General features: G+C 66.5%; 9 protein-coding genes. All 9 read left to right on the top strand.

The window, feature by feature from the left end:
- Window positions 1-20 precede the first annotated feature (20 nt).
- The 9 genes from QO014_RS23595 to QO014_RS23555 all read left to right on the top strand — a co-directional run bounded on the left by QO014_RS23595 (window position 21) and on the right by QO014_RS23555 (window position 13,298).
- On the top strand, window positions 21-827 hold the full coding sequence (locus QO014_RS23595; protein ID WP_266351230.1) for a TetR/AcrR family transcriptional regulator: 807 nt from the start codon (window positions 21-23) through the stop codon (window positions 825-827).
- A gap of 73 nt (window positions 828-900) precedes the next feature.
- The gene (locus tag QO014_RS23590) at window positions 901-2,133 is read left to right on the top strand and encodes an efflux RND transporter periplasmic adaptor subunit (protein ID WP_266351229.1); all 1,233 of its coding nucleotides are present in this window, start codon (window positions 901-903) and stop codon (window positions 2,131-2,133) included.
- On the top strand, window positions 2,130-5,540 hold the full coding sequence (locus QO014_RS23585) for an efflux RND transporter permease subunit (RefSeq protein WP_266351228.1): 3,411 nt from the start codon (window positions 2,130-2,132) through the stop codon (window positions 5,538-5,540). Before QO014_RS23590 ends, QO014_RS23585 begins: the two co-directional genes overlap by 4 nt.
- A 408-nt stretch (window positions 5,541-5,948) precedes the next feature.
- Window positions 5,949-6,995: a LacI family DNA-binding transcriptional regulator gene (locus QO014_RS23580; RefSeq protein WP_266351227.1), complete on the top strand. Its 1,047-nt coding sequence runs from the start codon at window positions 5,949-5,951 to the stop codon at window positions 6,993-6,995.
- The gene (locus tag QO014_RS23575; protein ID WP_266351226.1) at window positions 6,992-7,996 is read left to right on the top strand and encodes a Gfo/Idh/MocA family protein; all 1,005 of its coding nucleotides are present in this window, start codon (window positions 6,992-6,994) and stop codon (window positions 7,994-7,996) included. Before QO014_RS23580 ends, QO014_RS23575 begins: the two co-directional genes overlap by 4 nt.
- 112 nt (window positions 7,997-8,108) lie before the next feature.
- The gene (locus tag QO014_RS23570; protein ID WP_266351225.1) at window positions 8,109-9,701 is read left to right on the top strand and encodes an acyl CoA:acetate/3-ketoacid CoA transferase; all 1,593 of its coding nucleotides are present in this window, start codon (window positions 8,109-8,111) and stop codon (window positions 9,699-9,701) included.
- Complete coding sequence (locus QO014_RS23565; protein WP_266351224.1) at window positions 9,694-10,473, top strand: enoyl-CoA hydratase/isomerase family protein; 780 nt, start codon at window positions 9,694-9,696, stop codon at window positions 10,471-10,473. Before QO014_RS23570 ends, QO014_RS23565 begins: the two co-directional genes overlap by 8 nt.
- Before the next feature lies 1 nt (window position 10,474).
- Window positions 10,475-11,989, top strand: coding sequence for an aldehyde dehydrogenase family protein (locus QO014_RS23560; protein WP_266351223.1), 1,515 nt, complete (start codon window positions 10,475-10,477; stop codon window positions 11,987-11,989).
- A gap of 58 nt (window positions 11,990-12,047) precedes the next feature.
- On the top strand, window positions 12,048-13,298 hold the full coding sequence (locus QO014_RS23555; protein WP_266351222.1) for an ABC transporter substrate-binding protein: 1,251 nt from the start codon (window positions 12,048-12,050) through the stop codon (window positions 13,296-13,298).
- Window positions 13,299-13,348 lie beyond the last annotated feature (50 nt).

The following is a 13,348-nucleotide window of genomic DNA, read 5'->3' as shown; positions in this document are numbered from 1 at the left end:
TTTCGGGGAATTCACGGCGGATGGCGCGCGCGCCGGGGCAAGGCCACGTCGCCCGAGATGGCCGGATGGCCGCATGCCTCTTCGTAAAGTTTTGTAACGCCACCGCCATCGCCCTTGATTCGGGCGCAATTGATGCGCAGTTGGAGAGAGCGAACGTTCATTCGCACTTTGTCCACGCGCGAGGGCTCATGGCAGCGATCGTACAGCCAGAACAGGGCGAGGCCGGGAGCCGGGAGGCGACGCATGATGCGCGCCGCCACCAGATTCTCGATGCGGCGCGGCTGTGCTTCGCCCAGTCAGGCTTTCGCGGCGCCTCGATGCAGGAGATCTGCGCCGAGGCGAAGATGAGCCCCGGCGCGCTCTATCGCTATTTCCCGTCCAAGGAAGCCATCGTCGAGGCGATAGCGCAGGAACAGCATTGCGACGCCGCCGCGATGGTCGAGACGATGCGCGGGCCGGGTCCGGTGCTCGACCGGATGGTGGATTGCGCCGTGGGCTATTTCGCCTTCATGCGCGACCCCGAGGCTTCGGGCCTGATGGCGGAGATCACCGCCGAGAGCCTGCGCAATTCGGCGATCGGCCAGCGCTTCGCCCAGATCGACGAAGGGGTGCGCGACACCATCCGCACTGTCCTCACCGAGGCCATCGCCGAGGGCGAATTGCCGCCGATCGACGACATGGACGCGACGATCAGCATGACGATGGCCGCCGTGGACGGCATCGCGCTCCGACAGATCTACGATCCCGACCTTACGCCAGACCGCGTCGCGCCGATCCTGCGTCGGATGCTCGCGGGGGTCGTGCAGTTTCAATCCGAGAAGGCATGAGTGCGGCGTCAGATCGCCCGTGCCGCGTTCGAAGCTTTTTGAGGGGACGGCCGCCAGGCGGCCGACAGGACAGATGAATCGTTTGACCCGAATGGCGGCCTCGTCCGCCTTTGTGCTCGCCGTGGCCGGCATGGGCCTCGTGCTGCCCGAGACATTGTTTTCCGCAACCGCCGAGGAAGCGCCAAAGCCCGCCGTCACGGCCAAGGCGCCGGCGATCACCGTCGTGCCGGCGGCCGAGCGCGAGATCGTGCAGACCGCGATCGTGGTCGGCTCGCTGGTGCCGCGCGAGGAAGTGCTGGTCGGCGTCGATCTCGACGGCTACCGCCTGACCGAGCTTCTCGCCGAAGAGGGCGACGTGGTGAAGGCCGGGCAGGTGCTGGCGCGGCTTTCGACCGATACGCTGGAAATCCTGCTCGCGCAGAACACCTCCTCACTCGCCCGCAACGACGCCGCCATCGCGCAGGCGAAGAGCCAGATCGCCGAGGCGATCGCGACCGAGACGCAGGCGAAATCCGCGCTCGATCGCGGTGAATCGCTCAAAACCAAGGGCTTCGTGGCGCAGGACGTGCTGGACCAGCGCCAGTCGAGCGCGCAGACGGCAGTGGCGCGGCGCCAGTCGGCCGAGCAGGGCCTGACGCTCGCCGAGGCCGACAAGACGCTTACCGAGGCGCTGCGGCGCGAACTGGAACTGCGTCTCTCCAAGACCGAGATCAAGGCGCCGGCGGACGGCATCATCCTGTCGCGTTCGGCCCGTGTCGGCGCGATCGTCTCCGGCGCCGGCGAGCCGCTGTTCCGCCTCGCCCGCGACGGCTCCATCGAGCTCGAGGCGCAGGTTCCCGAAACCTCGCTCGCCCAGATCGTCGTCGGCCAGACGGTGCTGGTCATGGCGCCGGGCCATGCCACGCCGATCAAGGGCACGGTCCGCCTCGTCTCGCCGAAGATCGACGACGTGACGCGGCTCGGCAAGGTGCGCGTCGCGCTGCCCGCCGATGCGCGCGTCACCAGCGGCTCGTTTGCGCGCGGCACGGTCGAGATCGCTCGCGAGACCGGCATCGCGCTGCCCGTCTCCGCCATCGTCACCGCCAGCGGCTCACCGACGACGCAGGTCGTGGTCGACGGCAAGATCCAGACGCGCACGCTCAAGACCGGCATTTCGGGCGCGGGCTATATCGAGGTCCTGTCCGGCGTCGAACCCGGCGAGATGGTGGTCGCGCGCGCCGGCTCCTTCGTGCGCGACGGCGACGCCGTGACCCCGGTCGCCGCCGCGAGCCCGGAAATCGGGCTGAGCCAGGGAGCGAAGGGATGAACTGGAACTTCTCCTCCTGGGCGATCCGCAATCCGGTTCCGCCCATCCTGCTCTTCGTCGTGCTCTGCGCCTTCGGCATCGTCGCCTTCATGGGCCTGCCGATCACGCGCTTCCCCAATATCGACGTGCCGATCGTCTCGGTCACGGTGACCGATAGCGGCACTGCGCCGGCCGAGCTCGAGACCCAGGTCACCAAAAAGGTCGAGGACGCCGTCGCCGCCATTTCCGGCGTCAAGCACATCACCTCGACCATCACCGACGGTTCTTCCAACACGGCGATCGAGTTCCGCCTCGAGGTCAACACCGACCGCGCGCTCAACGACGTCAAGGATGCGATCGCCAAGATCCGTGGCGACCTGCCCCGCACCGTCGACGAGCCCATCGTCCAGCGCATCGATGTCGAGGGCCAGTCGATCATGACCTATGGCGCCTCGGCGCCGGCCATGTCGCCGGAAGAGCTCTCCTGGTTCATCGACGACACCGCGATCCGCGCGCTGCAGGCGCTGAAGGGCGTCGGCCGCGTCGAGCGGATGGGCGGCGTCACGCGCGAAATCGACATTCGCCTCGACCCCGACCGGCTGATGGCGCTCGGCGTCACGGCGGCCGACGTCAATCGCCAGCTCCAGATCACCAATGTCGACCTGTCCGGCGGCAAGGGCGAGGTCGGCAGCCAGGAGCAGACGATCCGCACGCTCGCCGGCGCCAAGACGCTCGACGATCTCGCCAATACGCGTATCGCGCTCTCCGGCGGGCGCGAGGTTCGGCTCGCCGAGCTCGGCACGGTGGAGGATCACTGGCAGGAGCCGAAATCCTTCGCCCGCCTCGACGGCCGCCCGGCCGTCGCCATGTCGATCTACCGCGCCAAGGGCGCCTCCGACGCCTCGGTCGCCGAACTGGTCCGCGCCAAGATCGCCGAACTCGGCCGCGAGCATCCCGACGTCACCTTCTCGCAGATCGACGACACGGTCACCTACACCTATGGCAACTACCAGAGCGCGATGGACACGCTCTATGAGGGCGCGGCGCTCGCGATCCTCGTCGTGCTGCTGTTCCTGCGCGACTGGCGGGCGACGCTCGTCGCCGCCGTTGCCCTGCCGCTCTCGGCGATCCCCACCTTCTGGGCGATCTCCATGCTCGGCTTCTCGCTCAACCTGGTCAGCCTGCTCGGCATCACGCTGGTGACAGGCATCCTGGTCGATGATGCGATCGTCGAGATCGAGAACATCGTCCGCCATACCAGGATGGGCAAGAAGCCCTATCGCGCGGCGATCGAGGCGGCCGACGAAATCGGCCTCGCCGTTATCGCCATCTCGATGACGATCATCGCGATCTTCGCGCCGGTGTCGTTCATGAGCGGCATTGCCGGGCAGTATTTCCGGCAGTTCGGCCTGACGGTGGCGGTGGCGGTGTTCTTCTCGCTGCTCGTCGCCCGCCTGATCACGCCGATGATGGCCGCCTATTTCATGCGCGTGCCCTATGTCGGCGACGGTTCGGATGGACGCCCGGTCTATACCGGCTTCCGCGCCGATGCGTGGCGCCGTCTGCGCCGGATCGTTCCCGTGGGCGCCGTGATCGGCCTCGCCGCGCTGGTGCTGCAGCTCTCCGCCGACGGGCTCGCCGGCGTGCCGCTTCTGGGCACCCTCGCCGAGCGCGTCACAGCGATCGGCTGGATCCGCATCGCCGGCTTCGCGGTCGGCGGTGCCGCCTTCCTCGCGCTATTCGGCGCCTGGCTCGGCCAGCCCCATCCGGAAGAAGAGCATGACGGCTGGATCATGCGATCCTACACCGCGCTGCTGCGCGGGACGCTCAGGCCCGGCATGCGCTGGGTGACGCTCGGCATCGGCATCGCCACCTTCGTCGTCGCGATCCAGGCCATGGGCATGCTGCCGTCGGAGTTCATCCCCGAGGCCGATGAGAGCCGTCTCGTCGTCTCGATCGAGCTGCCGCCGGGCACCCCGCTCGACGACACTGCCGTCACCACCGACGCGATCGCCGAGCGGCTGAGGGCTTTGCCCGAGATCCAGAACGTCTTCGTCATGGGCGGCACCTCGCCGACCGGCACGCTGGAGCCGCGCCGCGCCGCGCTGATCCTGACGCTGACGCCGAAAGAGGACCGCACCCGCTCGCAGAAGGAGATGAAGCCGATCATCGCCGATGCGCTGGCCGACATTCCGGACATCCGCTTCTATGTCGTGAACGATCGCGGCGACCGCGAAACCACCGTGGCCGTCATCGGCCGCGACGGCGAGGCGGTCGTGAAAGCGGCCTCGGACCTCGAGGCGGCGATGAAGTCCGACCCGATGTTCTCCAACCCCGTGGCGCTCGCCTCCTTCGCACGGCCGGAAATCCGCATCGTGCCGAAGCTCGACGAGGCGAGCGATCTCGGCCTTGCGCCAGACCGCATCTCGGAGACGATCCGCGTCGCGACCAGCGGCGATGCCGATTCCAACCTCGCCAAGTTCACGGTCGACGGCCGGCAGATCCCGATCCGCGTCCAGCTCGACGACAAGGCGCGCCAGGACCTTTCCGTGCTGGCGGCGCTTCGCGTGCCGCTCACCGCGGGCGGCTCCGTCCCGCTCGCCTCGGTCGCCGATATCGGCTTCGGCGAAGGTCCGGCGACGATCGAGCGCTATGACCGCGAGCGGCTGGTGAAGGTCGGCACCGACATGGCCAAGGGCTTCACCTCGGGCCAGGGCGGCGATCGCATCAAGACGATGGATGTGGTCAAGAGCTTCCCGGCCGGCGTCCATCTGCAGGATACGGGCGATGCCGAGGCGCAGGCCGAGGTGTTCTCCGCCTTCGGCGTGGCGATGGGCTCGGGCATCATGCTCGTCTTCGTCGTGCTCATCATCCTGTTCAACAATGTGTTCCAGCCGATCACCATCCTCGCCTCGCTGCCGCTTTCGATCGGCGGCGTGGTCGCGGCGCTGCTGCTCACCAACAATGCCTTCTCCATGCCCGTCATCATCGGTGTGCTCATGCTGATGGGCATCGTGACCAAGAACGCGATCATGCTGGTCGATTTCGCGGTCGAGCGGGAGAAGCACGGCATGGACCGCAAGGAGGCCATCATCGACGCCGGCCGCAAGCGCGCCCGGCCGATCGTGATGACCACCATCGCCATGGCGGCCGGCATGGTTCCGGCGGCGCTGGCGCTCGGCCAGGGCGGCGAATTCCGCTCGCCCATGGCAATCGCCGTGATGGGCGGACTGCTGGTCTCGACCGTGCTGTCGTTGGTCTTCATCCCCTCGGTCTACACGATCATGGATGATTTCTCGGCGCTGGTCGGCAGGGTCTTCGGCTGGGCGTTCAAGCCCAACACATCGGATGAGCGCGAAGACGAAGACCAGCATGGCGAGCCCCCGCGCGCTGTCGGGACACCCGCTATGCGGATCGCTGCCGAATAGGCCAAGGCGAGCGAGGGCCGGGTTTCGCCCCTTTGCTCGCCCTCTCCTTCCCCTCGCCCCGAGCGGGCGAGGGGCGACGCCTCAGGGCCGGCCGCCGGCCGTCACGCCCCCTCCTCGCATCATCCATCTCCCCCCAGTTCCGTCATCCCCGCGAAAACGGGAACCGATTCAGCGATGGCGTTCGCGCTCGGAGCGCCGCGGCTGAATGGGGTCCGGACTTCGGGAAATCGCCCGGCATCACCGTATCCGGACGACTTGCCCCGGCCCGGTTCATGCGTCTCGGTTGGATCGTTCCAATTCATATGACGATTTCACCCTGTTGATTTCGCCGCTCGATCTGCTTGACGCCGCCATTTCGCCTCTCTATGAATTGGAACGTTCCAAATTCGAGAGCGCCACAAGGCACCGATGAACACCAGGGAAACGCCAGGACCCGGACCACGCGTCACGATGATCGACATCGCCCGTCATGCCGGCGTGTCGAAGTCGACGGTGTCGCTCGTCCTGCAGGCGAGCCCGCTGGTGAAGGCGGAGACGCGCGAGAAGGTCGTCGCGTCGATCGAACAGCTCGGCTACGTCTATAATCGCGGCGCCGCCAATTTGAGGAGCGCCCGCTCCAACATTGTCGGCATGGTGATCAACGATCTCGCGAACCCGTTCTTCGCCGAGCTCGCCGTCGGCATGGAACATGTGTTCCACACCGCCGGCTATATTCCCTTCATCGCCAATACGACCGAGAACCCGAAGCGCCAGGCCGAGGTGCTGCGCTCCATGTCGGAGCACGATATTGCCGGCCTGATCATCTGCCCGGCGCGCGGGACCAAGCCGGCCGACATCGAATCCCTCGCCGGCCTCAGCGTGCCGATCGTGCTCGCCATGCGCCGCCTCGCCGGTCGCAAGTTCTCATCCGTGACGCCGGACAATCTGCGCGGCGCGCGGCGGGCGACGGAGCATCTGATCGCGCTCGGCCACAAGCGCATCGCCTTCTTCGGCGGCTATTCCGACATGATCGCGCAGAATGATCGCTGCGGCGGCTTTCAGGCGGCCTTGATCGCCGCCGGCCTGCCGATCGAGCCCGATCTCATCATCGAGGGGCCGCCGAACCGCGAATGCGGCCTCAATGCCGTCGGCCGCGTGCTCGACAGGGCCGAGCCTGCCACGGCCGCGCTCTGCTTCAACGACGTCGTCGCCTTTGGCGCGCTTTCCGGCCTCGAACGGCGCGGCCTCACCGCCGGACGCGATTTCGCGCTGGTCGGCTTCGACGATGTTTCGGAGGCGCGCCACACCAATCCGCCGCTCACCACGGTTCATGTCGATACCGCAGCGCTCGGCGAGCGCGCCGCGCATCAGGTGCTGCGCATGATCCATGGCGATACACGGCCGGAAGAGTTCGTTTCGGATGTCGACCTCGTCGTCAGGGCGAGTTGCGGCGCCGAGGGAGGGAGAAGACAATGACGATACGCTGGGGCCTGATCGGCGCCTCCAATATCGCACGCGAATATGTGATCAACGCGATCCGCCACAATGATGGCGAGACGGTCGCGGTCATGAGCGCCAGTGCTGACCGCGCCCGGGACTATGCCGCCGCCAACGGCATTCCCAACGCCACCGACGATCTCGACGCGCTGCTGGCGCGGCCCGACATCGACGCCGTCTATATCTCGACCACCAACGAGCTGCATCGCGACCAGGCGATCGCCGCGGCCAAGGCCGGCAAGCACATTCTCTGCGAGAAGCCGCTGGCGCTGACGCTCGCCGACGCCCATGCGGCCGTCAATGCCGCCAAGGCGGCGGGCGTCGTATTCGCCACCAATCATCATCTGAGGAATGCGGGCGCGCACCGCGCCATGCGCCATGCGATCCAGGACGGACGGATCGGCCGGCCGCTCGCCGCGCGCGTGTTCCACGCCGTCTATCTGCCGCCGAGCCTGCAGGGCTGGCGCATCAACGCGCCGGCGGCCGGCGGCGGCGTCATCCTCGACATTGCCGTGCACGACGCCGATACGCTGCGCTTCGTGCTCGACGACGAGCCGGAGAGCGTCGTCGCCATCACGCAGTCGTCCGGCATGGCGAGCGCCGGGCTGGAAGACGCCGTCATGACGAGCGTCACCTTCCGCTCTGGCCTGATCGCGCAGACGCATGATGCCTTCACCGCCCAATATGCCGGCACCGGCTTCGAGGTGCACGGCACGGAGGGCTCGCTGATCGCGCATGATGTGATGACGCAGAAGCCGATCGGCTCGGTCATGCTGCGCAACAAGGACGGCGAACATCCGCTGCCCTTCGACCATAACGACCTCTATGTCCGCGCGCTCGGCGCCTTCCATGCCGCCATTCGCGGCGAGGGCCAGCCGGCCGCGACCGGCGAGGACGGTATCCGCTCGCTCGCCTTCGGGCTGGCGGTCGCGGAGGCCGCGCGCACCGGCATGGCGGTCAAGGTGGAGACCGGGCTGTGATGAGCGCTCTGTCTTCAATGCTTGGGCAAAAATTGGAACGTTCCAACGAATTCGGCCTTCCTCGCTCGGAAAGAGGCGACGCGGCTGAACTGCTTCACTGGACGGTGTCGGCATGAAATCGAAAGTCATCACCGCGCTCGAGGCTGCGGCACTCATTCCCGATAATGCGATCGTCACCGTCTCCTCGGCGAGCGCGCTCGGCTGCCCGGACGCGACCCTCGCCGGCATCGGCGCCCATTTCGCGACGACCGGCCATCCGAAGAACCTGACGATGCTGCATCCAATCGCCGCCGGCGACATGTATGGCGTCAAGGGCATCGACCATATCGCCAGGCCTGGCCTGCTCGGCAAGATCCTCGCTGGTTCCTACCCCTCCGGCCCCTCCTCGTCGGAGCCGCCGGAAATCTGGAAGATGATCGGCGCGAATGCGATTCCCGCCTACAACATCCCTTCCGGCATCCTGTTCGACATGCACCGCGAGGCGGCGGCCAAGCGCCCCGGCGTCATCACCAAGGTCGGGCTCGACACCTTCGCCGATCCCGATCGCCAGGGCTGCGCCATGAACGACGCCGCCGCGGCCGAGCCCGTCGTGGAGAAGATCCAGTTTCGCGGCGAGGAATGGCTGTTCTTCCCGTCCGTGATCCCCAATGTGGCGATCATCCGCGCCACCACGGCCGACGAGCGCGGCAACCTCACCTTCGAGCATGAGGGCGCCTATCTCGGTCCGATGGACCAGGCGCTTTCGGTCCGCAACAATGGCGGCATCGTCATCGCCCAGGTGAAGCGCATCACCGAAGCCGGCACGCTGAAGCCGCTCGACGTGCATGTGCCGGGCATCCTCGTCGACCATATCGTCGTCGCGCCCGACCAGTGGCAGACCTGCCAGACGCCTTACGAGCCGGCGATTTCGGGCGAGATCTTCCGCCCGATGTCGAGCTTCGAGGTGCCCGCCTTCGACATTGCCAAGGTGATCGCGCGCCGCGTCGCGCTCGAACTGCACCAGGGCTGGGCGGTCAATATCGGCTTCGGCATCTCGGCCAATGTGCCGCGCATCCTGATCGAGGAAGGGCGGCACGGCGACGTCACCTGGATGATCGAGCAGGGTGCAGTCGGCGGCGTGCCGCTGCTGGATTTCCAGTTCGGCTGCGCCTCCAACGCCGAGGCGATCGTGCCCTCCCCGCACCAGTTCGTCTATTTCCAGGGCGGCGGCTTCGATTGCTCGCTGCTCTCCTTCCTGCAGATCGATCAATCCGGCTCGGTCAATGTCTCCCGTCTCGCGGCACGTCCCCATGTGACCGCCGGCGCCGGCGGCTTCGTCGACATCACGGCGCGGGCCAGGCGGATCGTCTTCTCAGGCTATTTCAATGCCGGCGCGAAGTTCTCGATCGAGGACGGCGCGGTCGCGATCGAGAAGGAGGGCAAGGTCAAGAAGCTGGTGCCCGAGGTCGAGCACGTCTCCTTCTCCGGCCGTCGCGCCATCCAGCAGGGGCAGGACGTCACCTATGTGACCGAGCGCTGCGTGATGAAGCTGACGCCCGAAGGCGTCATGGTCACCGAGATCGCGCCGGGCTTCGACCTCGAGCGCGATATTCTCGGCCAGTCGGAATTCCCGCTTCTGGTCGCGAAGGATCTGAAGACCTCGCCCGCCCGCCTCTACCAGCCGGGTCTGATCGGCCTCAAGCTCGATCGGGTGGTCCATGGCTGAGACTCGTATCCGCTCCACGATCGAAGGCCCGGTCGCGATCCTGACGCTCGATCGGCCCGAAAAGCTGAACGCGCTCGACCAGGACATGATCGGGGCAATCGAAGACTGGGCTGAGGCAACGGAACGCAACAAGAGCATCCGTGTTGCCATCATCACAGGCAACGGCGAGAAGGCGTTTTCGGCCGGCGGCGACATCGCCGCCTGGGCGGGACTCGATCCGATCAGCTTCATGCGCGACTGGATCCGCACCGGCCACCGCGTCTTCGACCGCCTCGCCAGGCTGCGCCAGCCGCTGATCGCGGCGCTGAACGGCCATGCCTTTGGCGGCGGACTGGAACTCGCCGCCACCGCCGACATCATCATTCTGGAGGAGCATGGCCGGATGGGCCTGCCCGAGACGGGCCTCGCCATGGTGCCGGGCTGGTCGGGTACGCAGCGCCTCGTGCGCCGCTTCGGACCCCGCCTGGTCAAGCGCATGACGCTGACCGGCGAGATGTTCTCCGCCGCCGACGCGCTGGCAAAAGGCATGGTCGACCAGATTGTCCCGAAGGGGCAGTCGCTCGGCGAAGCCCTTCGAATCGCCGAGAAAATCGCTGCGCGCGGGCCCGTTGCCGTGCAGGTCGCCAAGCAGCTCGTCAATGCCGCCGAGGGCGAGGAGCAAGCGACCGCGCTCGAAGCGATCGCCGGCGCGCTCGTCGCCTATACCGATGATCTCAAGGAGGGTGCCGCGAGCTTTCGCGAAAAGCGCCCTGCTCTCTATGAGGACCGCTGACATGACGCTTCATATCGATCCGGCCTCGATCGCCGAGGCCAGGAATGGACCCACCCGCTACCAGATGCTGATCGGCGGCGAATGGGTCGACGGCGCGATCGGCCTCGAAGGCGAGCGCGTCAGCCCCGGGCACGGCGTCGTGGTGAGCCGCTATGCCTTTGGTTCCGAACAGGATGTCGAGCGCGCCGTAGTTGCCGCCCGCCGTGCCTTTCATCGTGGACCCTGGCCGAAAATGAAGGCCTCGGAGCGTGCCGCCGTGCTGCTCAGGACCGCCGATCTGATCGAGGCGAATCTGGAGCGGATCGCCCGGCTCGATGCGATCGAGAGCGGCAAGCCGATCCGGCAGGCCCGCGGCGAAATCGCCGGCGCCGCCGATATCTGGCGCTACGCCGCCTCGCTCGCCCGCACGCTGCACGGCGAGAGCTACGCCAATCTCGGTGATACCATGCTCGGCGTGGTGCTGCGCGAGCCGATCGGCGTCGTCTCGATCATCACGCCATGGAACTTCCCGTTCCTGATCGTTGCGCAAAAGCTGCCTTTCGCGCTCGCTGCCGGTTGCACGGCGGTGGTGAAGCCGAGCGAGATGACGTCGGCCTCGACCGTCGTTCTCGGTGAGCTGCTGATCGAGGCCGGCATCCCCGAGGGCGTGGTCAACATCGTGCTCGGCACCGGCCCCGAGGTCGGCGCCCATATGGTCGCGCACCCTTCCGTCGACATGGTCTCCTTCACCGGCTCGACGCGGGTCGGCAAGGCGACAGTGGAAGCCGCCGCCAAGACCTTGAAGAAGGTCTCGATGGAGCTCGGCGGCAAGAACGCGCAGATCGTCTTCCCCGACGCCGATCTCGAGGCGGCCGTCGACGCGGCGGTGTTCGGCGCCTTCTTCAATGCCGGCGAATGCTGCAATGCCGGCAGCCGGCTGGTGATCCACCAGGACATAGCCAAGGACTTCCTGGCTGCCTTCGCCGAGCGCGCGAAGCGGGTCAAGGTCGGCGATCCGCTGGACGAGGCGACCGATGTCGGCGCGATCATCACGCCGGCCCATCTCGCCAAGATCGCCAATTCCGTCAGCGATGCGGCGATCGACGGCGCCAGCATCCTGATCGGCGGCGAGGCGATCGCGACCGGCGCCGGCCAGTACATGGCGCCGACCGTCGTCGCCGGCGTGAAGCCCGAGATGACGATCGCGCGCGAGGAAGTCTTCGGCCCGGTTCTCTCCGTGCTCGAATTCGCGCGCGAGGACGAGGCGATCCGCCTGGTCGAAATGACCGATTACGGTCTTTCGGCCGGTGTGTGGAGCCGCAACATCGACACGGCCATGCATGTCGCCCGCTCGGTCCGCACCGGCACCGTCTGGGTCAATACGTTCATGGATGGATATCCGGAGCTTCCCTTCGGCGGCATGAAGCAAAGCGGGATCGGTAGAGAACTCGGCAAGAATGCTGTAGAAGATTATTCGGAGGCCAAAACAATTCAATTCCATCGGGGTCCGCGAACCGCTTGGTGGGTCGGAAACTGAGGAAGGCAAGGCAATCGCTCTGGAGGGGCGATTGAGTTCAACTCGGGAGGAGAACCGAATGCGTAAGTTGTTCATGGCGACGGCCTTTTTGGCCGCGTCGGCGCTGACCGCTCATGCGGACGACGTCAAGGAAGTGCAGATGCTGCATTGGTGGACGTCCGGCGGCGAGGCCGCGGCGCTCAACGTGCTGAAGCAGGATCTGGCCAAGGAAGGCTATGCCTGGAAGGACGTGCCGGTTGCCGGCGGTGGCGGCGACGCCGCGATGACCGCGCTGAAGGCGATGGTTGCGGCTGGCAATTATCCGACCGCCTCGCAGATGCTCGGCTACACCGTGCTCGACTATGCCGCTGCCGGCAAGATGGGCGACCTGACCGAGACCGCCATCGCCGAGGGCTGGGACAAGGCCGTTCCGGCGGCGCTGCAGAAATTCGCCGTCTATGACGGCAAATGGGTCGCCGCGCCCGTCAACGTCCACTCCGTCAACTGGCTCTGGATCAACAAGGCCGTGATGGACAAGATCGGCGGCACCGAGCCGAAGACCTTCGACGAGTTCATCGCGCTGCTCGACAAGGCCAAGGCAGCCGGCGTGACGCCGCTCGCGCTCGGTGGCCAGAACTGGCAGGAAGCCACCATGTTCGACAGCGTCGTGCTGTCGACCGGCGGCCCCGAATTCTACAAGAAGGCCTTCAACGAGCTCGACGAGGAATCGCTGAAGTCCGACACGATGAAGAAGTCCTTCGACAACCTTGCCAAGCTCAAGGAATATGTCGATCCGAACTTCTCGGGCCGCGACTGGAACCTCGCCACCGCCATGGTCATCAAGGGCGATGCCCTGGTGCAGGTCATGGGTGACTGGGCGAAGGGCGAGTTCAAGGCCGCCAACAAGGTGCCGGGCACGGACTTCCTCTGCTACCGCTTCCCCGGCACCGACGGCAGCGTGATCTACAACTCCGACATGTTCGGCATGTTCGACGTTCCCGCCGACCAGAAGGCCGCCCAGATCGCGCTCGCCAAGGCGACGCTGTCGAAGAGCTTCCAGTCGGCCTTCAACGTCGTGAAGGGCTCGGTTCCCGCCCGCACCGACGTGCCTGATACGGATTTCGACGCTTGCGGCAAGAAGGGCATCGCCGATCTGAAGGCGGCCAATGACGGCGGCACGCTGTTCGGCTCGCTCGCCCAGGGCTATGGCGCACCGCCCGCGGTTGCCAATGCCTACAAGGACGTCGTGTCGAAGTTCGTGCACGGCCAGATCACGACCTCGGAAGAAGCTGTGAACCAGCTCGTCCAGGCGATCGACGACGCGAAGTAAGACGCGTCCAGACGAAAGCCCTCTCCCGCCGAGGCGGGAGAGGGGAACAA

The organism is Kaistia dalseonensis (genome assembly GCF_030814715.1).
GTDB lineage: Bacteria > Pseudomonadota > Alphaproteobacteria > Rhizobiales > Kaistiaceae > Kaistia > Kaistia dalseonensis.
Note: the sequence above shows the minus strand (reverse complement) of the source record. Positions and strands in the feature narration are given on the sequence as shown.

Coding starts and splice junctions, on each gene's coding strand:
- QO014_RS23595 (WP_266351230.1), top strand. CDS start 21: ATGGCGCGCGCGCCGGGGCAAGGCCACGTCGCCCGAGATGGCCGGATG.
- QO014_RS23590 (WP_266351229.1), top strand. CDS start 901: ATGAATCGTTTGACCCGAATGGCGGCCTCGTCCGCCTTTGTGCTCGCC.
- QO014_RS23585 (WP_266351228.1), top strand. CDS start 2,130: ATGAACTGGAACTTCTCCTCCTGGGCGATCCGCAATCCGGTTCCGCCC.
- QO014_RS23580 (WP_266351227.1), top strand. CDS start 5,949: ATGAACACCAGGGAAACGCCAGGACCCGGACCACGCGTCACGATGATC.
- QO014_RS23575 (WP_266351226.1), top strand. CDS start 6,992: ATGACGATACGCTGGGGCCTGATCGGCGCCTCCAATATCGCACGCGAA.
- QO014_RS23570 (WP_266351225.1), top strand. CDS start 8,109: ATGAAATCGAAAGTCATCACCGCGCTCGAGGCTGCGGCACTCATTCCC.
- QO014_RS23565 (WP_266351224.1), top strand. CDS start 9,694: ATGGCTGAGACTCGTATCCGCTCCACGATCGAAGGCCCGGTCGCGATC.
- QO014_RS23560 (WP_266351223.1), top strand. CDS start 10,475: ATGACGCTTCATATCGATCCGGCCTCGATCGCCGAGGCCAGGAATGGA.
- QO014_RS23555 (WP_266351222.1), top strand. CDS start 12,048: ATGCGTAAGTTGTTCATGGCGACGGCCTTTTTGGCCGCGTCGGCGCTG.